This window comes from Catelliglobosispora koreensis DSM 44566, assembly GCF_000379685.1.
Classification (GTDB): Bacteria; Actinomycetota; Actinomycetes; order Mycobacteriales; family Micromonosporaceae; genus Catelliglobosispora; species Catelliglobosispora koreensis.
On sequence record NZ_KB903272.1, the window covers coordinates 20,433 to 42,283 of the forward strand.

Here is a 21,851-nt window from a genome sequence, read left to right on the forward strand (position 1 = left end):
TGATGGCTGAGCGCAAGAAGTTGCTGCTGCGCCTGGACCCGGCGGTCCACGACGCGTTAGCGAGGTGGGCCTCCGATGACCTGCGCAGCATCAACGCTCAGATCGAATTCGCCCTGCGGCAAGCGCTGAAGGCCGCAGGGCGGCAGGTTAGTAAACCGGCTGCTGAGGCTGAGGAGCAGGAATAGCCTCGGCGTTGGGCCGCCGCACGAAGATGGCGCCAACGACCAGTCCCAGGCCCACAAGGTAGATAAGCCGCGTGACGATGCTGACGATGGCGAAGACGGTCGTGTACTCCGAGAATCCGCCCTCGCTTAACACCCAGCGGATGCCAAACGTGTACCAGAAAGCCTGGAAGAGCGAGAGCAGCGCCATGATCCCGAGCCCCGAGGCGGCCAGGCCACTTGCTGTTCCCCCGATCCGGCGGCGCTGGACGATGGCGACAATCGTCATCACAAGCAGCACGAGGAACAGCAGCAATTCGGGCACTAGGGCCAGCATCAGTTCAGGCAAGTCATCGGCGTCGAACATGAATTCTCCCAAGGGGTGAGCGGCTCGATCACTCTAGCGGCCGTGCGCACATACCATGGTCCGCGTGACTGCCTTCACCGTCAGGGTGCCCGCGACCAGCGCGAACCTAGGCCCCGGATTCGATGCCCTCGGGCTCGCCCTGTCGCTTTACGACGAAGTGACCGCGCGCGTCACTGCCGAACCGACGACGGTGCGAGTCACGGGTGAAGGCGCCGGGGACCTGGCCAAGGACGAAGAGCACCTCGTCATCAAGGCGATGCGGGAGACGTTCGCCGAAATCGGCGAGCAGCCCGCCGGAATCGAACTCACCTGCGTCAACGCGATCCCGCAAGCCCGTGGGCTGGGGTCGTCGAGTGCGGCCATCGTCGCCGGAGTCACCCTGGCCAATGCGCTCAGCGGCGGGAAACTGAGCCAGGAAGACGAGTTGCGCATCGCGGGCCGTCTCGAGGGCCATCCCGACAATGTGGCGCCGTGTCTGCTGGGCGGCTTCACTATCGCCTGGACCAGCCATGACGGTGCCCGGGCTGTGTCCACTGAAGTCCACCCGGCGGTTCAGCCTGCTTTGTTCGTACCAGCGAATAGGGGTTTAACGAAGGAGGCGAGGGCGGCTTTGCCGGCGAGCGTGCCCCACGCGGACGCTTCTTTTAACGCGGGCCGCAGTGCTTTGCTCGTGTATGCGCTGACCAAGGACCCGAGCCTGCTGTTTGAGGCGACCGAAGACCGGCTGCACCAGGATTACCGGGCGCCGGGAATGCCGGAAAGCGCGGCCCTCGTCAAAAAACTTCGCGGGCGAAAAATCGCCGCTGTCATCAGTGGAGCAGGGCCAACAGTGCTCGCGCTGAGCGGGATTCCCGCTGATTTCGCTGGGGAAAGTGGTTGGGTATGTCACACTCTGGCGCCTGAAAGCGCTGGTGCGAGGGTTCGTCCAGGTAACATTTCAAGCACGTTGGGACACGCCGAATAACCCCGGTGTTGCCGCTGGTGGCAGACGTTGATTACGCTCTAGGTCAGCACAGCCGCGAAGCGCCCGATCCATGCGGGGCGGCGCACCCTTAAGATCGGTTAAGACGGTAACCCCGTCCACCCTCCGTCTTACACGCTCACCCGCAGACCCGATCGCCGCTTCCGTTGCGGTCATTGACGGATGCGTCTGCGCTAAAACTCCTGTTTGCCTTCGTATGGCAGCACAGGTGTATCCGAGGCCGCCCGGCCCACCTGATTTTTCTCGACAGCTTGACCCGGGCAGCCCCGGCCATTCGAGGGAAGGAATCCATTGAGCGACACCACCGACATGACGTCGGATGTCTCCCACGTCGCTGACGACGCCTCCACCGGCCGGCGCCGCCGAACAGCGGGAAGCGGGCTATCTGCGAAGCTGCTACCCGAGCTGCAAACCATGGCGGCTGGCTTGGGCATCACCGGCACCGGGCGGATGCGTAAGGGCGAGCTAATCGCCGCTATTACCGCTGCACAATCCGGGGGAACACCGAGGGTTCGGGCCGCTGCGGCCGCCGCGCCCACACGCGATGAAGTGCGTGCTGAAGTGCCAGCAGAAGAAACAGGCGAGCGCCGTCCGCGGCGCACCAGCCGGGTTTCCGGCGCGTCTGAGCCCGCAGCCACCACTCCGGCCCCAGCTGAGGCTGAGCCGCGTGAGGGCGAAACCCGGGAACGCCGCGAGCCGCGTGAAGGCCGCCGCGAGCGCAACGGAGACCGGCGGGAACGTAACAACGACCGCAATGACCGCAACGATCGCAACACTGAGCGGACCGAACAGCGCGGCAACGACCGCGAGCGGTTCGATGGTGATGGTGACGATGACGGTGATGGCCGCCGCAGCAGGCGCAGCCGTTTCCGGGACCGTCGCCGCGGCCGTGACCGTGGTTCGGAGAACCAGGGCGGTGGTGGCGGTGGAGCCGAGCCGCAGGTCAACGAAGACGACGTGCTCGTGCCCGTGGCTGGCATCGTTGACGTTCTCGACAACTATGCGTTCGTGCGCACCACCGGCTATCTAGCCGGACCAAATGACGTATATGTATCGATGTCCCAAATAAAGAAGTACGGTCTGCGCCGCGGTGACGCGATCACCGGTGCGGTCAGGTCGGCCCGTGAGGGCGAACAGCGCCGGGATAAGTACAACCCACTGGTCCGTTTGGACACCATCAACGGTACCGACCCGGAAGAGGCGCGCAAGCGCCCCGAGTTCTACAAGCTGACTCCGCTCTACCCCCAGGAGCGGTTGCGCCTGGAGACCGATCCGCACATCCTGACGACCCGTGTCATCGACTTGGTGATGCCGATCGGTAAGGGACAGCGTGCGCTGATCGTGTCGCCGCCTAAGGCTGGTAAGACGATGATTCAGCAGGCGATCGCGAATGCCATCGCCCGCAACAACCCCGAGTGCCACTTGATGGTCGTGCTTGTGGATGAGCGTCCCGAAGAGGTCACCGACATGCAGCGTTCGGTGAAGGGTGAGGTCATCGCCTCGACCTTCGACCGTCCGCCGCAGGACCACTGCACCGTCGCCGAGCTCGCCATCGAGCGCGCCAAGCGACTGGTGGAGCTGGGCCACGACGTGGTCGTGCTGCTCGACTCGATCACCCGTCTGGGCCGTGCCTACAACCTCGCCGCTCCGGCGAGTGGCCGGATCCTGTCCGGTGGTATCGACTCGACCGCGCTCTACCCGCCGAAGCGGTTCCTCGGCGCTGCCCGCAACATCGAAGGCGGCGGATCGCTCACCATCATCGCCAATGCGTTGGTGGAGACCGGTTCCATGATGGACACCGTCATCTTCGAAGAGTTCAAGGGCACGGGTAACGCCGAGCTTAAGCTCGACCGCAAAATCGCCGAGAAGCGCGTCTTCCCAGCGATCGACATCGACCCATCCGGCACGCGTAAGGAAGAAATTTTGCTCGCGCCGGAGGAACTGGTCATCGTGCACAAGCTCCGCAAGGTGCTGCACTCACTGGACTCGCAAGCCGCGCTGGATCTGCTGCTCGACAAGCTCAAGCAGACCCGCACGAACATCGAGTTCCTGATGCAGATCGCGAAGACCACTCCAGGGGAGTGACGTTTCAACGGGCCGCCTCACCTGAGGCGGCCCGTTTAGAAATTGCCTTCGGCGACCTGGAAAACGGTTAGGCCGATGGAACGCCACATCTTCACGACCTGGTTGCGGTCATCGAAGACCGCGACCACGTGCCAGTTTTGCGCGATCTCCCGTTCGAAGATCTCCCGCTTGACGATCGAGTCCTTGCGGGAGTCGCCCGTCTTGCGCATGTGCAGCGCCGCATAGGGTACTCCGACATGCTTGTCGAGCCAGTGCTCTGTCGCTTCACGCCCGTCATCGGTTCTGCCGGAGCAGTAGACGATGGTGTGACCGGCTTCGTACATGGCTTTCACCGCTTTGATGACCGGTGCGTTTGGACGGTCAAGGTGCAATCTCGTGACGTCGTAAGGGCTTCGGTTGCCCATCAGCGCCACGGTTCCGTCCAGGTCGACCAGAATGCAGTCGGGCAAGCTTTCGTCTTGGGCCACGGGCTCTGTTCTGATGGGCTCGTCAAGGCTGAGCGTTTGCCGCTTCCCGGCCAGATAACGCTCGTGCATGCGCTGAATCACTTCCGCGCCAACGCTTCCGGGCCGTTGTGCGTCACGTTCGAGACAAACCTCAAGTGGTACGTGGGTGAAGTCCACGATTTCCGCCGTGGCACCGCATTCCGACGCGATGGCAGCCAAGTCCTTGACCGTCTTGCCCCGCAGGTTTGTGTCGTCGCAAATGACGCTCTGGCCCGACTTCAGCAGTGCCTCAACCGCCGCGTGCTGCACCGCGGTCACCTGACGTTCGGCCCAGCCTTCGCCGGTGTGCCCGCCGTGCAGCATCGACCGCAAATCGTCACGGTTGACCCGCACGGTCCCCGGCTGTTGCCGTGCCCAGGTCGACTTTCCTGAGCCCGGCAAGCCACGGGTGATGTAAAGCGTCGCCATGTCACTCATCCTCCCCTGAGCTAAGCCCGTGCGGTGTCTCGTCTGCCGAAGGCTTCACCTGTTCCCAGATCGCCTCGCGGTAGGACTTGCCGTCCAGGTGCGCGAAAAGGTAACCGCGCAGCGGGCTTTTCGCCGCCACGAGGGCGAAGTCCTTGCGGGACCAGCCTTCTGGCAGCGCTGCGATGATCTCGTCGAACGCAGCAGTGACGTCTGCCTCGATCGCTTTTACTTGCGCGTCCAGCCGTGCTGCGAGCGCTCGTACCCACTCGTGGAATTCGTCCGGAAGCGGCGCGGCGATCTCGTCGACCGATGAGCCTGCTCCCATCGCCTCCCACACCCGCCGGGCGGACAGTCCGGTGATGATGCGGTGCAGGTAGACGTACTCCTCGTACTTGATCTTCACGCGAGTGTCGGCGCTGGTGATGTGCACCACCAAGCCCTCCTTACCCGCGCGGGGCGGTGCGCTCAGCGCGGCACCGAACGTCTCATAACGGAATGTTTCCACCACCGGTCCGGGCCAGTCCTTGACGCCGTCGGGCCCGTAAGACTGACCGCTAACGATGTCTACCGCACCCAGGAGCACCAGATCGTTCAGCCCGCCGTAGTCGAGCACGATCCGGTTCGCCGGGTAGATGATCTCCACCAATACGGTCATTCCCGCTGGTGGCGCCCATGATCTGTAGCGCTCGTTGAGCAGCTTCGTCGCGTGCACAGCCTGATCTGAGGCGAACGAGCCCCGCGTAGCCACGGCATAGCCACCCGGAACCGGGTAAATGATGCCCAGTGAGCCGTCCGCCTTGTCCGTCACAGTGACTGGCTCGTCCAGTGCTGGTGCCGGAGCGCCCGTTTGCCCGTAGTTGAAGAACTTCGGCAGCGGCCGGGCCACTACTTCGCCTGCTTGATTGACGATCAAACCTCGGCACGCCAATGTGACCTCGCTCCACGCGTTGGAAAACGCGCAGTGCTCGGTGTAGTTGTAGATCGTCAGCGGGAGCTCCGGGTGCGTTTGCGCACGCACGAGGCCGCCATCGAGAGCTGAAGTCAGGGCATGCTGAGGGAAGAGCTGATCGAGGGGAAACACGGGTAGCAGGGTCGCATGGAATAACTTGCGAGTCGATCCGTTATAGTTACCGATCGGCCACCTGGTACTGGTTCACGCCGCGACAAGGCGACCCAGCGACCGCTTTCTGAGAGGACCCAAGGGCGATGAGATCTGGAATCCACCCGCAGTATGCACCGACGACTGTCACCTGCTCCTGCGGCAACCAATTTGTGACGGGCAGCACCGCTAAGGGTGGTGCGATTCACGTCGAGACCTGCAACGCATGCCACCCGTTCTACACCGGTAAGCAGCGTGTGCTTGACACCGCTGGCCGCGTGGCGAAGTTCCAGGCCAAGTACGCCAAGGTCCAGAAGAAGGACAAGAAGGACGCCAAATAGCTGGCTTCACGGCGCCCGCCCCCATACTTGTGGGGCGGGCGCCGTCGTATGTGGGAGTGTGTCAGGCATGAGCACGGACCGTCTTTCCTCACTACTAGAGGAATATGAGGAGCTGGAGAAGCGGCTCGCCGATCCGGCTATTCACGCCAACCAGGCAGAGGCTCGCCGCGTCGGCCGCCGGTTCGCTGAGCTGACCCCAATTCACAAGACGGCCGGTGAGCTCACGGCACTGCGGGCTGACATCACGGCCGCCCGGGAACTAGCCGCTGCCGAACCAGACTTCGCCGCCGAGGCAGAGTCGCTGGAACAGCAGCTGCCGGTGCTGGAAGAAAAGCTCGCCGAACTGCTCGCGCCGCGTGACCCCAACGATTCCAAGGACGTCATCCTTGAAGTCAAGTCAGGTGAAGGCGGTGAGGAGTCGGCACTTTTCGCTGCCGACCTCCTGCGGATGTACCTGCGTTACGCCGAAAAGCACGGCTGGATAACGGAAGTGCTGGACTCGCAAGAGTCAGACCTCGGCGGGGTCAAGGACGTTTCCGTTGCCATCAAAACAAAAGGCGTGCCCGAGGGCGGCAACGGCGTATGGTCGCGTTTGAAGTGGGAAGGCGGCGTCCACCGGGTGCAGCGTGTCCCCGCAACGGAATCCCAGGGCCGCATCCACACCTCAGCCGCTGGCGTGCTCGTCATGCCGGAAGCCGAAGAGTCCGATGTGGAGCTGGACCTCAACGACGTCCGCGTGGACGTTTACCGTTCACAGGGCGCGGGTGGACAGTCCGTTAACACGACTGACTCGGCTGTTCGGTTGACCCACGTTCCGACGGGAATCGTTGTCACGTGCCAGAATGAGCGGTCCCAGTTGCAGAATAAGGACAAGGCTTTCCGCATGCTCCGCGCCCGGCTCGCCCAGGCGGCGGAGGAGCAAGCCCTTGCTGCCGCGGCGGATGCGCGCAAGTCTCAGATCCGCACCGTCGACCGGTCGGAACGCATCCGCACCTACAACTTCCCGCAAAACCGCATCACCGATCACCGCATCGGCTTCACCGCCTACAACCTCGACCTGGTCATGGGCGGCGAACTCGACCCCACGCTGGACGCCCTAACAACCGCCGACCGCGCGGCCCGTCTAGCAGGCGACGAATCCTTGTCGCGGTAACGCTTTTCTCGCTTTACCTCGCGCCGCGGCCCGCTTCCAGGCCGCGGCGCTTTCCTTTGTCGCGCTTCGCCTTCCGCGCACGCTTTCCTTTTCCGACGCCGCACATGGTTGCGACCGTCCCTCCCGCGAGGACATCCCGGTCCGCGCTTCCCGGGCTCTTTCCCGCCGCCGCCGCGAATCCCTTTGTTGCTGGACATCCCGCTCCGCGCTTCCCAGGCTCTCTCCACGCCGCCGCGAATCCTCACTCCGCATTCGCCATTGCGGCCACGCGCTTCCTGGGCTCTCTCCACGCCGCCGCGAATCCTCACTCCGCATTCGCCATCCTGGCCCGGGCGTCCCAAGCCTTCCTGTAGTCGCCACCCACATTGTTTTGATCCACATCCCTATGCGTGATCCACAGCCTGCGAGACGTGATCAAAAGCCGCTTTGATCACGTCTGAAGGGATGTGGATCAGGATCGGGGTGTGCGGGGGGAGAAAAGGGTCGCGGAGCGAGGGGCGGGTGCGGCGGAGGAAGGCGGGGAGCGAAGGGAGGGAGGGAGCGAAGGGAGCGAAGGGAGCGAAGGGAGCGAAGGGAGCGAAGGGCGGGCTCGCCGGGGCAGGCGGAAAGGAAAGGGGAAGGCGGAGAGGAGGGCGAGGAGGGCGAGGAGGGCGAGGAGGAAGGCGGGGAGGAACTGGGTTAGTGGCCGGAGGACTCGTAGCGCAGGAGACCTCGGCGGAAGGTGAAGCGGGCTAGCCACACGCTCCAGAGGGCGACTACAGGCGTGAGCAGGCCGGCCCAGGCGAACGGTTTGCCGAGCAGCCACACGAGCGGGAAGAAGGTGACGAAAGCAAACGGGACTAGGACGGTGAAGGCCAGCCGCAGTCCCTGACCGTAGATCGTCAACGGATAGCGAACCATGTCTTCGATGTTGTGCATCGTGATCGCCAGGAACGGGTGTGGGCCGGGGATCCAGAACGACGCCAGGTTGAAGATGGTGACAAACGACAGGTGTATCGCCGCGGCGCTGACGAACAGCAACAGTCCAATGGCGACGGTCAGCGGGGTCCACGATACGGAGACTTGGGTGACGGCCCAGCCGGCCATCGAGCCGCCGACGATTAAGTCGCCAACGCCGTGCAGGCCGATGCGGCTGCCGATGACTTGGGCGGCGACCGGGGCCGGGCGGATGAGCGGGTAGTCAAGCTCGCCCTTGTTGATGCGCCACGAAATGCTCCACATGCCCTCGAAGAACAAGGGTGATAGGCCGGCGATGATGCCGTACATCCCGGCCACGAGCACGCATTCGGCGTAGGTCCAGCCGTTGATGTGGGGCACCTGGGCGAAGATGGCGCTCAGGAACACGAGGTTGAGCAACTGAAACAGCAGCCCGGCGACCACCATGATGGCGAAGTCTGCCTCGTATTCCAGGGTGGATCGCAAGTGTGCGCCCAGGATGCGGAAGTAGACGCGCACGATCAGCCTCCGTGAACAGTTAGAGCGCGCAAGGCGACGCGCCACAGGAGCCGGGCCGTGAACCAAAGAAGTATCACCCAGAAAGCCTGTACCACAACGACTTCCAGTCCAGCTTGTCCTAAGTAGACGATCGCTGGTGCGGCGGTGACGCTGGCGAAGGGGAGCACCGCGGCGGGGGTGGCGAGCCAGGTTGGCAAGAGCGACAAGGGAATCAGTCCGCCGGAGAAGAGCATGATGAGCGCGTTCTTCGCCCAGGCGACACCCATGTAGTTGCTTGTCCAGAAGCACAGCATGCACGCGAGGTACATGAACATGAACTTCAGCGGAATGACTAGGAGCATGCTGGCGAAGAACAACAGTGGCTGCTTGGGCGCGGCGAAACCGCCCGTGAGCATGGCAACCAGACTCACGCCGATGGTGATAGCGATCAGTTCAAGAGTCAGCGAACCGAGGTACTCGGCGAATCTAGCCTTTTGATAGTCCACCGGTTTCGTCAGGTCGGTGGCGACTTCGCCCCACAGGATGCGGTCAGCCATCCGCCACTCGAGTCCGGCACCACCGAGTTGCATAGTGGCCCAGCTGATAATCAGATAGGCCTTCATCGACGGCCAGTCGTAGCCACCGATCGAACCGTCGCCCAGGAGCGCTTTCCAAATCGCGAAGGAGGCGATGAGGAATGCGCCCGAGCCAATCCAGCTGACGAGCGCGCTCATCCGATAGGCGAACACGTTGCGCGCCGAGATGAGGAAGAGCCGCTTATACGCTCTCACGGAGCAACTCCCCGGCGTAGACCTTGCGCACTACGTCTTCGATCGCGGGCTCATCGAGATGAAGCTCGCCGACCTCGGTCACTTGGAGCACGGCCGAGACGATCTGTCCGGCGGTGTGTGTGAAGCGGTCAAACGTGATCGTGACGGAATGCGGTCCATCGCCTTGGGCCACTTCGGTTTCCGGGAGCACGGCGGCGACCTGAGCCAGTGGAACGGAGGAAGCCAGCTGCAAGTGCATTCGGCGTACCCTCGCGAATTGGTCTTTCATCTCTTTAAGCGGACCGTCAAAAATCTTGCGGCCTTCGTCGATGATGACAATCCGCTCGCACACATCCTCGATGTCGCCGAGATCGTGGGTGGTCAGCATGAGCGTCGTCCCGTCGGCGCGCAGCTCCCGCAAGAATTGGCGCACCCGGTCTTTGACGGAGATGTCGAGCCCGATGGTGGGCTCATCCAAGTACACAATTTTGGGCTGATGCAAAAGCGCGGCCGCGAGGTCAGCGCGCATCCGTTGCCCTAGCGAGAGTTTGCGCGCGAGCACCGGCATGAGTTCGCCTAAGCCGAGGACGTCGTCGAGCCGTTCGAGGCGCTGTTTGTAGAACGTTGGCGATAGCGAATACATATCGCGCAACAGGGCGAGAGATTCGCGCACGGGCAGGTCCCACCAGAGTTGGGTCCGCTGTCCAAAGAGGACGCCGATATTGCGCGCGTTGACGATCCGCTCCACGTGTGGCTGGTGACCATCGACGGCAACGGTTCCTTTGGTTGGTACCAGAATGCCGGTTAATAATTTGATCGTTGTTGATTTGCCAGCGCCGTTGGGGCCCACATAGGCGACCGCCTCACCGGCCTCAATGGACAGATCGATGCCGTCAACCGCGCGAAAATCCTTGAACCTGCGCTGCACCAGGTGCTTGAGCGCACCGCGAAGGCCCGGATCTTTTTGCGGACGGCGGAAGACTTTCGTCAGCCCGCGGGCCTCCACTAGTGCCATGGCGCTAGCGTGGCTTTCGCGGCTATGAGCGGTCAAACGAGTTATGGCACTAACGTTGGGCCCGTGCGGTTACAGGAGGCGCTGCGAACGGCGGCGCAAAAGCTCGCGGCGGCCGGAGTGCCAACCCCGCGGGTCGATGCCGAGTTGCTTGCTGCCTTCATTTTGGGGGTACCGCGAAGCCGCCTGCTGCTGGTCGAAGGCTTGACCGAGGCGCAGGCCGAGCGGTTCGACGCCCTCGTCGAGCAGCGTGCTGGAAGGATCCCGCTGCAACATCTCACCGGAACGGCACCGTTCCTGGGGCTGGAATTACACGTCGGTCCCGGCGTTTTCATCCCACGACCCGAGACGGAACTTCTGGCGCGCTGGGCGATCGAGCGCGAGCCGCAGGTTGTCGTGGACTTGTGCAGTGGCTCGGGGGCGCTGGCGCTGGCGGTCAAGACGGCGCTGCCTAAGGCACGGGTCTTCGCGGTGGAGCGCAGTCCCGCGGCGCTGGAGTGGCTGCACCGGAACACGGCTGGCACCGGCGTGGAAGTGATCGAGGGCGATATCCGGACCGTCGATCTGGACGTTGTCGCTGATCTTGTGGTGAGTAACCCGCCGTATGTCCCGTCCGGTGTCGAAGTCAACGCCGAGGTTGAGGCGGACCCGGCCGAGGCGGTGTTCGCCGGCGACGACGGGCTCGATCTCATTCCGGCCGTGATCGCGCGGGCGGCCGGGTTACTAGAGCCCGGCGGCTGGTTTGGATTCGAGCACGATGACACCCATATAGGGCTAAAACACCTGCTAGAGCCGGAGTTCGAAGAGATCGAAACCCATGCCGATTTGGCGGGGCGGCCGCGGTACACGACGGCAGTCCGCCGGCGGAGGTAGCGCGGTCTCGCCTCTGGCAGCGAGCCCGTGAGACGGCCGCTGCCCAGAAAATCAGCAAGGCATGTCAAACTGGCACGTTGTGAGGCTCTTTGACTGTCGCAACATCACCGAGCGCGACCGGGGAATCAAGGCTGCTATCGATGCTGTCGGCAGCGGCGACTTGGTTGTTCTGCCGACGGACACGGTCTATGGCATCGGTGCTGATGCCTTCAAGGCGTGGTCGGTGACGAACCTGCTCAACGCCAAGGGCCGTGGCCGTCAGATGCCGCCGCCCGTGCTCGTTGGCTCCCGGCACACTCTCGACGGCTTGGTGACCCGGCTGCCTTCCTCGGCCCGCGATCTGGTCGAGGCGTTCTGGCCCGGCGCCCTCACGATCGTCGTCGAGCAGTCGCCGACCCTGCAGTGGGACCTCGGTGATACCGGCGGCACCGTCGCGGTCCGGATGCCGCTGCACCCGGTGGCCCTCGAGGTGCTGCGTGAGACCGGCCCGATGGCGGTCTCCAGCGCGAACCTGACCGGCGAGCCGGCCGCGTTGACCGCCGCTCAGGCGAGGGATCAGCTCAGCTACAAGGTCAGCGTCTACCTCGAAGCAGGGGAGTGCCCCAGCCCGGTGCCGTCGACCATCGTGGACTGCACGGGCGATCGCGTGAAGCTGTTGCGTGCTGGTGCGGTCAGCATCGACCAGATCCGCGAGGTTGTTGGCACCGTTGAGGAGCCGTCCTGATGCCGCCATTCACTGTCTTGCATATATGCATGGGCAACATTTGCCGGTCGCCTATGGCGGAACGGCTGCTGTCCCTGTCGGCCGGTGACGTGATCTATACGCACTCGGCTGGTACGGGAGGATGGCACGAGGGCGAAGAGATGAATCCGCCAGCGGCCCGTCAGGTCAAGTCCCGCGGCGGCAGCACGGATGGCTTCGCCGCCCGCAAACTCAAGGCCGAGCACATCGATTCGGCCGACTTAGTGCTGACTGCGACGGCTGACCAGTACGAGTACGTGCTGGCTTTGCGTCCCGACGCGGCCGCGAAAACGTTCGTGCTCGGCCAGTTCGGGCGGCTGCTGAAGACCGTGAACACAGACAGTCTGCCCGCCGATCCCTACGATCGTGGCCTGGCCCTGGTCGCTCGCGTGGACGAACTGCGGGCAGGTGCGCCCCCGCTGCGCCAAGACGACCTCGACGACCCGTGGGGCCGTGGTGACCAGGTCTTCAGCCGTGTCGCCGACGAAATCCAAGACACGGTCGTCCCGTTGGCAGACATTCTTAACGGCCGATGAAATCTGCCGCAATTTCGTGTGGGCTTGGGCTGCGACGCGCGTACGCGACCGCAGCCCAAGGGAGACAGGGATTAGCAGATGTATGCCCCACGTGGGTCATACCAGCTTGAACCACTGGTGCGGAACGTTCGGTCGCTCCATGCCGCGATGTTTTGGCAGGCTGGATCTCCCATGAATGGCACGTCTACTGATGCGTTGATGGTGTATCAACAGCTGTTGTGGACGACCGCGTACTTGCTCCAGTTCAGGTCATAGATGTCGATAATCGCGGGTCCACACTCGGCGTATGCCGGGGTGGTCACCGCGACAGCCGCGCCAACGCCGACGAGCATCGCGGTGAGAGTTAGTGAGAGCTTTTTCTTCATTGGTCCTCCTGAACCAGTAGGGATCAGCGGAGGATATCCATGAGATTCGCTATATAAAAGTGATTGATTTGCATATAGGACAATGGCGCTTGACAAGTTTGGGCATGCCTGAACTGGGAGAATGTGACCGGATTCGGCGCACGGATAGGCTAGGCGATTGCGGATTCACGCCGAACTGATGACGAAATGAATGAGAGTTCAATAAGTGCGAGCGTCAATGAAAACAGTGGCGGTTCCGGCCGCGGTTACCGGAGCTCTGGCTCTGGTGTCCGCGATCTTCAACTGGCCGTTCGCGGTTGGGGTGCTGATCGTCCTGGCAAGTTTCGGGCTGTCGAGCCTCGTTATCGCCTGGGCGGCGTCGGTGCACCCCAAGCTGGTTATGTCGGCCGGCCTCGGGACTTACATCCTTAAGATGATTGTGCTTTTCCTGGTCTTCGGGTCGTTCGCGGTGAGTGGCTGGGATGGCCTGCGGCCGGCGGCCTTTGGGGTGCTCGCCGGCACGCTGACATGGATCACCACGCAGGGCATCGCGACGTGGCGGGCTACGTCTTACATGGATCGCGCTTCACGCCACTGACCAGGTTGTCGCCTTCGGTGTCCTTTCTGGACACTCGGCTCCAGTCAACGACCGTACGGAAAGAGCCCAGCGCACAGTCCACTTCGAGCTGCCTGCTCTGGCGGTCGAATCCTGACGCGTGGGTGTCCATGCCCTTAACGGTGTGTGTCGCAGAAGACACGGTGTGCCATTCCTCACCGCTCTTCTTCTCCAGTTTCAGCTTCAGCGTCAGGGTCTCAGCGCCCGGTTTGTCGCAGCTAAATCGTACTCTTGCTTGCATTTTGCCGGATTTTTCTGCCTCATCCGGTGCGTCCACGATGACTTCGCAGTGGACAGGGCGTTCGCTATTGCCTTCCGAGGGTTCACATCCGGCGCTCATCGTTGTGAGCAGGGCAGAAGCGACCAGTAAAGTGGGCATGCGCATGTCGTCACCGCCAGGGGAATGCGTGAGGGGTCCCCTAATGACAGCGTGCCGATGCGGTTTTATCAATCTCGATCTCATAGCCGGCTGGGGTCCCTCAGGACCTCACTCTTGAGACTGATATTGTTCGCCGCATCATGGCCGGTAACCAACCCCCAAAGCGTCCTGACGACGCGTCAGGCGCCAACATGGGCTGGACCGCGCTCGGCTACCTGATCGCTGGAAGCGGCGTGTGGGGAGCGATCGGCTGGGGCATCGATGCCTACTTCGGGGTTCCGAAGCACATCGGTCTCCTAACCGGCATGATCCTTGGGATGTTCCTTGCGGTCTATTTGATCGTCAAGCGAATGGGGACTTGAGAGAGGTGGACGGGTGAGCCAGCTAGCGACGCTGACGACCTCGGATATTCCGTGGCCGCCGAGCACCGGGGATTTCTTTCTACCGGATGTCGCGGGGCCTTGGATCACGAAATTCACCATATTGGTCTGGCTCGCGGTCGCGCTGATCATCGCGTTCTTCATGCTGACCCAGCGCAACGCCAAGATCGTCCCGTCGAAGTCGCAGTGGCTTGGCGAGTCTGTCTACGGTTTCGTGCGTGATGGTGTCGCCAAAGACGTCATCGGCCACGACGGCGCCAAGTTCGCTCCGTATCTGACGACACTGTTCTGCTTCATCGCGGTCACCAACATTTACAGCATCATCCCCACGGCTCAGATCTCGCCGAACTCGCACATCGCTTTCCCGATCGTGCTCGCGGTGATCTCCTGGGTGATCTTCAACGTCGTCGGCATCCGTAAGCACGGGTTCGGCCACTACGTGAAGATGAACCTAGTCCCGCCGGGTGTGCCGAAGCTCTTGCTGCCGTTGCTGATCCCGATCGAATTCATCTCAACGTTCCTGCTGCGCCCGGTGACCCTCTCGGTCCGTCTTTTCGCGAACATGTTCGCCGGCCACCTCATCCTGCTGGTCTTCACGCTCGGCGGCTTCCTCCTCGTTGGTTCCGGCAACATCGGCCTAGCCGTCGCCGGCGTCATCTCCTGGGGCATGGCCATCGCCTTGACCATCTTCGAGGCCGCTATCGCGCTGTTGCAGGCATATGTCTTCGTCATGCTGTCGGCGAGTTACATCGCTGGCGCCATCGCCGACGAACACTGAGATTTCGTTTCACCAGTAAGTAAGACGTCGCGTGAAGATCACGTGCGAAATCAGGAGGAAAACAATGGTTGGCAACATCAACTCGATCGGGTACGGCCTCGCCGCCATCGGTGGCGCTGTCGGTCTGGCGCTGGTCTTCTCTGCCTGGATCCAGGCGACTGCCCGTCAGCCTGAGTCCGCTGGTATCACCCGCCCGATGATGTTCCTTGGCTTCGCTATGGCTGAGGCGCTCGCCCTCTTTGGTCTGGTTCTCGCGTTCGCGCTGCCGGACAAGGTCAGCTGAAGCTAGTCCGTCTCCATTCACGAGCGGAGGTATAGATGTTTCTCGCCGCAGAAGAGCACCACCCGCTTCTCCCGATTTGGCAAGAGATCGTTATCGGTCTCGTCGCGTTCGGGGTGCTGGCTTGGGTGCTGATGAAGTTCGTCTTCCCGAAGATGGACCAGATGTACGAGGCCCGCGTTGACGCGATCGAAGGTGGCCTGCTCCGTGCGGAGAAGGCTCAGGCCGAGGCCAACGAGCTGCTGAACCAGTACAAGGCTCAGCTCGCCGAAGCCCGGACCGAGGCTGCTCGCATCCGCGACGAGGCACGTGCCGACGCTGAGGGCATCCGTCAGGATGTGCTCGCCAAGGCGCGGGAGGAGTCTGACCGCATCATCGCCGCTGGCAAGGACCAGCTAGCTGGTGAGCGTCAGTCGATCGTCCGCGAGCTGCGTACGGAAATGGGCACGTTGGCCGTCGACCTGGCCGGCAAGATCGTTGGCGAATCGCTCGCTGACGAGACCCGCCGCAAGGGCACCGTCGAGCGGTTCCTGGCTGACCTCGAGACAGCCGGAGCTAAGTGATGCAGGCAGCGAGCCGGGAGTCGTACCAGGCAGCCCGCGAGCAGCTGGGATCGGCCACCATCACGGTGGCCGATGAGATCCTGGCGTTCGCTGGCCTGCTGGCGCGCGAGCCACGGTTGCGCCGGGCGCTGTCTGATCCGTCGCGCTCGTCGAGCGAGCGGGCCGAGCTGGCGCGAGGCCTGCTATCCGGCAAGGTGAGCGATGGCGCCCTGGAGCCCATCGGAACGCTTGCGTCAGGGCGCTGGTCGGCTGCTTCCGAGCTGCTGGAAGGCGCGGAGCGGCTGGGCGTGGACGCGCTGTTGTCCAGTGCCGAGCAGTCGGGCGATCTGGCTGAGGTCGAAGACGAGCTGTTCCGCTTTGGACAGATCGTTTCCGGTGACCCGAAGCTGGCCGCCATCCTCGGTGACTCCACTGTGGACACTGGCCGCCGGACGACTGTCGCCCGGGAGTTGCTTGAAGGCAAGGCTAAGCCGGTCACGGTCAAGCTCGCTGAGCTTGCGGTGCGTGGGTTCGGTGGCCGCGGGTTCGCCAACGGGCTCACTCGCCTGGTGGAGCTGGCCGCGGAGCGACGCGAAGCCGAGATCGCCTACGTGACGGTGGCTGAGCCACTGTCTGAGGCGGAGGAAGAACGGCTCGCCGCGACGCTAACGCGCAGGTATGGCAAGCAGATCTCCATCAAGGTCATGGTTGAGCCGGGAGTGCTCGGGGGCATGAGCGTCCGGATCGGTTCTGACCTCTATGACGGCACGGTCGCGCGGCGACTCGCCACAGTCCGTACCGCCCTCGTGGCGCGGTAATCCTGCCGCGCCGGCGGGGCCGGCGCGCGAATTAGTAAGGGAAGTTGAAGATGGCCGAGCTGACCATCTCGTCTGACGAGATCAGAGGAGCGCTTGAGCGCTTCGTCTCCTCGTACACGCCCGAGGTCTCCCGCGAGGAGGTCGGCGTCGTGACCGAGGCTGGCGACGGTATCGCCAAGGTGGAGGGTCTGCCCTCGACCATGGCCAACGAGCTGCTGGAGTTCGAAGACGGCACCCTGGGTGTCGCGCTTAACCTCGACGTGCGCGAGATCGGTGTCGTTGTTCTGGGCCCGTTCGAAGGCATCGAGGAAGGCCAGACCGTTAAGCGGACCGGCCGGGTGCTCTCGGTCCCCGTTGGTGACGCCTTCCTTGGCCGCGTGGTGAACCCGCTTGGCCAGCCGATCGACGGCCTGGGCGAGATCGCCAACGAGGGCTTCCGTGAGCTTGAGCTTCAGGCGCCGAACGTTATGGCCCGTAAGAGCGTGCATGAGCCGCTGGAGACCGGAATCAAGGCGATCGACGCCATGACCCCGATCGGTCGCGGTCAGCGTCAGCTGATCATCGGTGACCGCAAGACGGGTAAGACCTCCGTCGCCCTGGACGCGATCATCAACCAGCGGGACAACTGGAAATCCGGCGACCCGAAGAAGCAGGTTCGCTGCATCTATGTCGCGATTGGACAGAAGGCCTCCACCGTTGCCTCCGTTAAGGGGACGCTGGAGCAAGCGGGCGCGATGGAATACACGACCATCGTTAACTCGCCGGCTTCTGACCCGGCCGGCTTCAAGTACCTCGCGCCTTACGCCGGTTCTTCGATCGGCCAGCACTGGATGTACGCCGGCAAGCACGTCCTGATCGTCTTCGACGACCTGTCGAAGCAGGCCGAGGCTTACCGTGCCGTGTCGCTACTGCTGCGCCGCCCGCCGGGCCGCGAGGCTTACCCGGGTGACGTCTTCTACTTGCACTCACGGTTGCTGGAGCGCTGTGCCAAGCTCTCCGACGAGCTGGGTGCCGGCTCGATGACGGGTCTGCCCATCATCGAGACGAAGGCCGGTGACATCTCCGCCTTCATCCCGACCAACGTCATCTCGATCACCGATGGCCAGATCTTCCTTGAGGAAGGTTTGTTCAACTCCGGTGTACGCCCAGCCATCAACGTTGGTACTTCGGTGTCGCGTGTTGGTGGTGCGGCACAGCCCAAGCCGATGAAGAAGGTCTCTGGCCGTCTGCGCCTGGACCTCGCTCAGTACCGTGAGCTGGAGGCGTTCGCCGCCTTCGCGTCCGACCTGGACAAGGCCTCCCGTGCTCAGCTGGACAAGGGTGTACGTCTGGTCGAGCTGCTCAAGCAGCAGAACTACGCGCCGGTGTCGCCCGCCGAGCAGACTGTTTCGATCTGGATCGGAACCGAGAACAAGCTCGATGACATTCCGGTCAACGAAGTTCGCCGCTTTGAGGCGGAGTTCCTGGGCTACCTGCGTCACTCTCACAAGGGCACGCTGGACTCAATCGCGGCTGGCAACTGGGATGACGACATCGTCGCCACTTTGGACGAGGCCGTCGCCAAGTTCAAGGACATGTTCCTCGCGAACGAAGAGACGGTAACCGTCAAGGAAGCTGACGCCGCACCGCTCGAGGGCGAAGAAAGCGTCGAGACCGTGACGCGCATCAAGAGCGATAAAAAGAAGAAGAAGTAGTCCTATGGCCGGACAAGTCAGAGTTCTTCGACGGCGGATCCGCGCGACCCGTGCGATGAAGAAGATCACCAAGGCGATGGAGCTGGTCGCGACCAGCCGCATCGCCAAGGCCCAGGAGCGGGTGAACGCGTCGCTGCCCTATGCGAACGCGATCACCGGGGTGCTTACTTCATTGGCGTCGAACACGAACGCCAAGCACCCGCTGCTCGTCGCTCGGGAACCCGAGCACCGGGCCGGTGTTCTGCTCATCACGAGTGACCGTGGTCTGTGCGGCGGCTACAACGTCAACGCCATCAAGCTGGCCGAGCAGCTCATTGCCCGGCTCAAGGGTGAGGGCAAGCAGGTCGCGTTGTATGTCGTTGGCCGCAAAGGCATCGCGTACTACAAGTTCCGTGGGCGTGAGCTGGCGGGCAGCTGGAGTGGTTTCTCCGAGCAGCCTCGCTTCTCCGACGCGCGGACCGTGGGCGAGACGCTGATTGAGGCCTTCGTGCACGGTGCCGATGACGGAACCGATCATGCTGGTGAGGACGGCGTGCTGGGCGTCGACGAGTTGCACATCGTCTACACCCAGTTCAAGTCGCTCATGACGCAGGCCCCCGACACGCGGATCTTCGCGCCTATGCAGGTCGAAGAGCGCGAAGCTAACGAGGGCGAACTGCTGCCGGCATACGAGTTTGAGCCCAACCCGGAGGAGTTGCTTGACGCTCTGCTCCCGAAGTACATCAACACGCGCATCTACGCGGCGTTGCTGGACTCGGCGGCAAGCGAAAGCGCTTCTCGCAGAAGGGCTATGAAAGCCGCGACTGACAACGCGGAAGACATGATCAAGCGGTTGACGCGGGAGATGAACTCTTCGCGTCAGGCCGCGATCACCCAGGAAATCAGTGAGATCGTCGGCGGCGTGAACGCGCTCGCGGCGGCGGGGAGTGAATGATGACAACTGCGACCGAAACTAAAACGGGCGTCGGCCGCGTCGTCCGGGTCATCGGCCCGGTCGTCGACGTGGAGTTCCCGCGTGACGCGATGCCCGAGATCTTCAACGCGCTCAAGACAACCGTCACCCTGGCCGAGGGCGACAAGGAACTGACCCTTGAGGTCTCGCAGCACATCGGCGACAACGTGATCCGCGCGATCTCGATGCAGCCGACGGACGGCATGGTCCGCGGCTCTGAGGTGCGTGACACCGGTGCCGCGATCAGCGTGCCGGTGGGCGACGCGACCAAGGGTCACGTCTTCAACGTCATCGGCGAGTGCCTGAACCTCAAGCCGGGCGAGAAGCTCGAAGTCAAGGACCGGTGGGAGATCCACCGCAAGCCTCCGGCGTTCTCGGAGCTTGAGCCGAAGACGGAGATGCTGGAGACCGGTGTCAAGGTTATCGACCTGCTCGCCCCGTACGTTAAGGGTGGCAAGATCGGTCTGTTCGGCGGTGCCGGCGTGGGCAAGACGGTTCTGATCCAGGAAATGATCATCCGCGTGGCCCGGAACTTCGGTGGTACGTCTGTGTTCGCGGGTGTCGGCGAGCGTACCCGTGAGGGTAACGACCTCATCCACGAAATGACCGACGCTGGCGTTATCGGTGACACCGCACTGGTTTACGGCCAGATGGACGAGCCGCCGGGCACGCGTCTTCGCGTCGCCCTGAGCGCGCTGACCATGGCGGAGTACTTCCGTGACGTGCAGAAGCAGGAGGTGCTGCTCTTCATCGACAACATCTTCCGTTTCACGCAGGCCGGTTCCGAGGTGTCCACGCTGCTCGGCCGTATGCCAAGCGCCGTGGGTTACCAGCCGAACCTCGCGGACGAGATGGGTGAGCTCCAGGAGCGCATCACCTCGGTGCGTGGTCAGGCCATCACGTCGCTGCAGGCCATTTACGTGCCCGCTGACGACTACACCGACCCTGCTCCGGCGACCACCTTCGCGCACCTCGACGCGACCACCAACCTCGAGCGGAAGGTGTCCGACAAGGGCATCTATCCGGCCGTGGACCCGCTGGCCTCGTCCAGCCGGATCCTCGCGCCCGAGTACGTTGGCGCCGAGCACTACGCGGTCGCCTCTGAGGTGAAGCGGATTCTGCAGAAGTACAACGACCTGCAGGACATCATCGCCATCCTCGGTATGGACGAGCTGTCGGAAGAGGACAAGGTCGTCGTGGGCCGGGCTCGCCGGATCGAGCGGTTCCTGTCGCAGAACACCTACGCCGCCAAGCAGTTCACCGGCGTCGAAGGCTCCACGGTGCCTGTCAAGGAGACCGTCGAGGCGTTCAAGCGGATCTCGCAGGGCGACTACGACCACGTTCCGGAGCAGGCGTTCTTCATGTGTGGTGGTCTTGATGACCTCGAGAAGAATTACCGCGAGCTCACTAAGTAGTTACTTTTGACAGGGGGCCGCCGGATGGCCGGCGGCCCCCTCAGCAAAGGAGAATGACGTGGCCAAGACCCTGAAGGTCGACCTTGTAGCGGTCGAGGAGAGTGTCTGGTCGGGCGAGGCTGAGATGCTCAGCGCTCGCACCACCGAGGGTGAACTGGGCGTCCTGCCCGGGCACGCGCCGCTTCTGGGCCAGCTGGCCAACCCGGGTCAGGTTCGCATCAAGCTCGCCGACGGCCAGGAACTGGCCTACGACGTCGATGGCGGATTCCTTTCCGTGACGGCAGAGGGCGTAACCGTCCTCGCCGAAAGCGCCACTCCCGCAAGCAACTGACCATGCGGGTACTGGAAGCGATCGCAGTTCTCCTCGTCGCTTGCCTTGCCCTGCTAATCGCCGTCTTCGCCCGCCGCGAATACTTCGCGCGAGTAAGAGGCACCGTAGAGCTTTATTTCCGTTTGAACCAGCGCCCCGGCGGCCGAGGATGGGCCCCGGGGTTCGCCCATTTCCGGGGCGATGACCTCCGCTGGTTCCGCTTGTTCAGCCTGGCGCCGCGCCCGAAGAAAATCCTCACCCGCCGCGACGTCACCGTCCTGAGCCGACGGTCACCCACTCCCGAAGAGGCACAACTGCTTCCGGTCGAGTGGGTCGTGCTTGAATGCAAGGCAGGCGGCTCCATCATCGAGGTAGCCATGCCCCGCCACACCGTCACCGGCTTCCTCTCCTGGCTCGAGTCCGTCACGCCTTACAGCACCTGATTGCTGGGGTTGGTTTCTGCGCCGTCATGGCTATCGCGGTGCCGGCTTTGGTTTAGGCCTGTTCGCTTGCGGCCGCGGTGGGTTGCGGTGCCTATTTCCGACGCCGCACATGGTTGCGACCGTCCCTCCCGTGAGGACCCTCAGGTCCGCGCTTCCCTGGCCCGCAACCTCCGCGCTCCCAACGCTTTCCTCGCGGCCCCGCCCGCCATTTCCCACCCCGCACGATTCCCCGCATCCCATGCGCTGCGCCGCTTTCCCTGTTCGTCGCTTCCCTGGATCCCGCTTTCCTTGCGGTGCGATGCCTTCTTCGGGTCCGCTTCGCTGTCCGTCCTGCCGCCCCGGCTTCCCAACACCGCCGCACCGACATCCTTCGTCTCCGCTTGCCTTGCTTGACGCGGTTTGGGTTACTGCCTTGCTTCTCCTTGCGTTGC

27 protein-coding genes are annotated in these 21,851 nt (G+C 63.2%); 19 read left to right on the top strand and 8 right to left on the bottom strand.

Annotated features, from left to right (window positions below; all coding sequences use genetic code 11):
- The first annotated feature begins 2 nt into the window (after nucleotides 1-2).
- A complete protein-coding gene (locus A3E1_RS46285; RefSeq protein ID WP_020523092.1) occupies nucleotides 3-185 on the top strand; it encodes a hypothetical protein in 183 nt (60 codons plus the stop codon).
- Here the strand turns inward: A3E1_RS46285 and A3E1_RS0122770 are convergent.
- Nucleotides 148-528, bottom strand: a complete 381-nt coding sequence (locus tag A3E1_RS0122770) for a hypothetical protein (RefSeq protein WP_020523093.1) — start codon at nucleotides 526-528, stop codon at nucleotides 148-150. The genes A3E1_RS46285 and A3E1_RS0122770 overlap by 38 nt on opposite strands.
- Nucleotides 529-583: 55 nt before the next feature.
- On the opposite strand from A3E1_RS0122770, the gene thrB reads away from it, so the two are divergent.
- Both thrB and rho read left to right on the top strand, forming a co-directional pair.
- Complete coding sequence (gene thrB / locus A3E1_RS0122775; protein WP_020523094.1) at nucleotides 584-1,492, top strand: homoserine kinase; 909 nt, start codon at nucleotides 584-586, stop codon at nucleotides 1,490-1,492.
- 309 nt (nucleotides 1,493-1,801) lie between these two features.
- Complete coding sequence (rho, locus tag A3E1_RS0122780; protein WP_020523095.1) at nucleotides 1,802-3,595, top strand: transcription termination factor Rho; 1,794 nt, start codon at nucleotides 1,802-1,804, stop codon at nucleotides 3,593-3,595.
- A 35-nt stretch (nucleotides 3,596-3,630) separates the two neighbouring features.
- Here the strand turns inward: rho and A3E1_RS0122785 are convergent, their stop codons facing one another.
- Nucleotides 3,631-4,509 carry a phosphatase domain-containing protein gene (locus A3E1_RS0122785; RefSeq protein WP_020523096.1) on the bottom strand — a complete coding sequence of 293 codons (879 nt, stop codon included), beginning with the start codon at nucleotides 4,507-4,509 and terminating at the stop codon, nucleotides 3,631-3,633.
- 1 nt (nucleotide 4,510) lies between these two features.
- Nucleotides 4,511-5,590: an RNA ligase gene (locus tag A3E1_RS0122790; RefSeq protein ID WP_020523097.1), complete on the bottom strand. Its 1,080-nt coding sequence runs from the start codon at nucleotides 5,588-5,590 to the stop codon at nucleotides 4,511-4,513.
- A gap of 125 nt (nucleotides 5,591-5,715) precedes the next feature.
- Between A3E1_RS0122790 and rpmE the strand changes: the two genes are divergently transcribed.
- Nucleotides 5,716-5,949 (top strand): 50S ribosomal protein L31, encoded by a 234-nt coding sequence (gene rpmE, locus A3E1_RS0122795; RefSeq protein ID WP_020523098.1) that lies wholly within the window; start codon nucleotides 5,716-5,718, stop codon nucleotides 5,947-5,949.
- Nucleotides 5,950-6,016: 67 nt separating this feature from the next.
- Nucleotides 6,017-7,102, top strand: coding sequence for a peptide chain release factor 1 (gene prfA / locus A3E1_RS0122800; RefSeq protein ID WP_020523099.1), 1,086 nt, complete (start codon nucleotides 6,017-6,019; stop codon nucleotides 7,100-7,102).
- Between the two features lie 678 nt (nucleotides 7,103-7,780).
- Here the strand turns inward: prfA and A3E1_RS0122805 are convergent.
- The 3 genes from A3E1_RS0122805 to A3E1_RS0122815 are packed head-to-tail and all read right to left on the bottom strand — an operon-like array spanning nucleotide 7,781 to nucleotide 10,321.
- Nucleotides 7,781-8,557 carry an ABC transporter permease gene (locus A3E1_RS0122805; protein ID WP_020523100.1) on the bottom strand — a complete coding sequence of 259 codons (777 nt, stop codon included), beginning with the start codon at nucleotides 8,555-8,557 and terminating at the stop codon, nucleotides 7,781-7,783.
- 2 nt (nucleotides 8,558-8,559) lie between these two features.
- On the bottom strand, nucleotides 8,560-9,327 hold the full coding sequence (locus tag A3E1_RS0122810) for an ABC transporter permease (RefSeq protein ID WP_020523101.1): 768 nt from the start codon (nucleotides 9,325-9,327) through the stop codon (nucleotides 8,560-8,562).
- The gene (locus A3E1_RS0122815) at nucleotides 9,314-10,321 is read right to left on the bottom strand and encodes an ABC transporter ATP-binding protein (RefSeq protein WP_026208731.1); all 1,008 of its coding nucleotides are present in this window, start codon (nucleotides 10,319-10,321) and stop codon (nucleotides 9,314-9,316) included. The genes A3E1_RS0122810 and A3E1_RS0122815 overlap by 14 nt, the downstream gene beginning before the upstream one ends.
- A 24-nt stretch (nucleotides 10,322-10,345) precedes the next feature.
- Between A3E1_RS0122815 and prmC the strand changes: the two genes are divergently transcribed.
- The 3 genes from prmC (at nucleotide 10,346) to A3E1_RS0122830 (ending at nucleotide 12,469) form a co-directional block, all read left to right on the top strand.
- Nucleotides 10,346-11,191, top strand: a complete 846-nt coding sequence (prmC, locus tag A3E1_RS0122820) for a peptide chain release factor N(5)-glutamine methyltransferase (protein ID WP_026208732.1) — start codon at nucleotides 10,346-10,348, stop codon at nucleotides 11,189-11,191.
- 61 nt (nucleotides 11,192-11,252) lie between these two features.
- Nucleotides 11,253-11,915, top strand: a complete 663-nt coding sequence (locus A3E1_RS0122825; RefSeq protein ID WP_020523104.1) for an L-threonylcarbamoyladenylate synthase — start codon at nucleotides 11,253-11,255, stop codon at nucleotides 11,913-11,915.
- Entirely contained in the window at nucleotides 11,915-12,469 is a 555-nt protein-coding gene (locus A3E1_RS0122830; protein WP_026208733.1) for an arsenate reductase/protein-tyrosine-phosphatase family protein, read from the top strand. Before A3E1_RS0122825 ends, A3E1_RS0122830 begins: the two co-directional genes overlap by 1 nt.
- Nucleotides 12,470-12,675: 206 nt before the next feature.
- On the opposite strand, the gene A3E1_RS47340 is transcribed toward A3E1_RS0122830, so the two are convergent.
- Nucleotides 12,676-12,834, bottom strand: coding sequence for a hypothetical protein (locus tag A3E1_RS47340; protein WP_020523106.1), 159 nt, complete (start codon nucleotides 12,832-12,834; stop codon nucleotides 12,676-12,678).
- A 217-nt stretch (nucleotides 12,835-13,051) separates the two neighbouring features.
- Here A3E1_RS47340 and A3E1_RS41585 point away from each other — a divergent pair, with 217 nt between their 5' ends.
- Nucleotides 13,052-13,411, top strand: a complete 360-nt coding sequence (locus tag A3E1_RS41585) for a hypothetical protein (protein WP_020523107.1) — start codon at nucleotides 13,052-13,054, stop codon at nucleotides 13,409-13,411.
- On the opposite strand, the gene A3E1_RS47345 is transcribed toward A3E1_RS41585, so the two are convergent.
- Nucleotides 13,377-13,814 carry a hypothetical protein gene (locus A3E1_RS47345; protein ID WP_157631693.1) on the bottom strand — a complete coding sequence of 146 codons (438 nt, stop codon included), beginning with the start codon at nucleotides 13,812-13,814 and terminating at the stop codon, nucleotides 13,377-13,379. The genes A3E1_RS41585 and A3E1_RS47345 overlap by 35 nt on opposite strands.
- A gap of 134 nt (nucleotides 13,815-13,948) precedes the next feature.
- Here A3E1_RS47345 and A3E1_RS0122845 point away from each other — a divergent pair, with 134 nt between their 5' ends.
- The 10 genes from A3E1_RS0122845 (at nucleotide 13,949) to A3E1_RS41595 (ending at nucleotide 21,420) form a co-directional block, all read left to right on the top strand.
- Nucleotides 13,949-14,170, top strand: a complete 222-nt coding sequence (locus A3E1_RS0122845) for an AtpZ/AtpI family protein (RefSeq protein ID WP_020523109.1) — start codon at nucleotides 13,949-13,951, stop codon at nucleotides 14,168-14,170.
- A gap of 13 nt (nucleotides 14,171-14,183) precedes the next feature.
- Nucleotides 14,184-14,966 (top strand): F0F1 ATP synthase subunit A, encoded by a 783-nt coding sequence (gene atpB, locus A3E1_RS0122850; RefSeq protein WP_020523110.1) that lies wholly within the window; start codon nucleotides 14,184-14,186, stop codon nucleotides 14,964-14,966.
- A 64-nt stretch (nucleotides 14,967-15,030) separates the two neighbouring features.
- Complete coding sequence (gene atpE / locus A3E1_RS0122855) at nucleotides 15,031-15,249, top strand: ATP synthase F0 subunit C (protein ID WP_020523111.1); 219 nt, start codon at nucleotides 15,031-15,033, stop codon at nucleotides 15,247-15,249.
- A 35-nt stretch (nucleotides 15,250-15,284) separates the two neighbouring features.
- Nucleotides 15,285-15,809 (top strand): F0F1 ATP synthase subunit B, encoded by a 525-nt coding sequence (locus A3E1_RS0122860; protein ID WP_020523112.1) that lies wholly within the window; start codon nucleotides 15,285-15,287, stop codon nucleotides 15,807-15,809.
- Nucleotides 15,809-16,606, top strand: a complete 798-nt coding sequence (locus tag A3E1_RS0122865; protein WP_020523113.1) for a F0F1 ATP synthase subunit delta — start codon at nucleotides 15,809-15,811, stop codon at nucleotides 16,604-16,606. Before A3E1_RS0122860 ends, A3E1_RS0122865 begins: the two co-directional genes overlap by 1 nt.
- A 50-nt stretch (nucleotides 16,607-16,656) precedes the next feature.
- Nucleotides 16,657-18,300 carry a F0F1 ATP synthase subunit alpha gene (gene atpA / locus A3E1_RS0122870; RefSeq protein ID WP_020523114.1) on the top strand — a complete coding sequence of 548 codons (1,644 nt, stop codon included), beginning with the start codon at nucleotides 16,657-16,659 and terminating at the stop codon, nucleotides 18,298-18,300.
- 4 nt (nucleotides 18,301-18,304) lie between these two features.
- Complete coding sequence (locus tag A3E1_RS0122875) at nucleotides 18,305-19,234, top strand: F0F1 ATP synthase subunit gamma (RefSeq protein WP_026208735.1); 930 nt, start codon at nucleotides 18,305-18,307, stop codon at nucleotides 19,232-19,234.
- A complete protein-coding gene (atpD, locus tag A3E1_RS0122880) occupies nucleotides 19,234-20,667 on the top strand; it encodes a F0F1 ATP synthase subunit beta (protein WP_020523116.1) in 1,434 nt (477 codons plus the stop codon). Before A3E1_RS0122875 ends, atpD begins: the two co-directional genes overlap by 1 nt.
- Before the next feature lie 58 nt (nucleotides 20,668-20,725).
- Nucleotides 20,726-20,998 carry a F0F1 ATP synthase subunit epsilon gene (locus tag A3E1_RS0122885; protein ID WP_020523117.1) on the top strand — a complete coding sequence of 91 codons (273 nt, stop codon included), beginning with the start codon at nucleotides 20,726-20,728 and terminating at the stop codon, nucleotides 20,996-20,998.
- Nucleotides 20,999-21,000: 2 nt separating this feature from the next.
- Entirely contained in the window at nucleotides 21,001-21,420 is a 420-nt protein-coding gene (locus tag A3E1_RS41595; RefSeq protein ID WP_020523118.1) for a DUF2550 domain-containing protein, read from the top strand.
- Nucleotides 21,421-21,851: the final 431 nt, after the last annotated feature.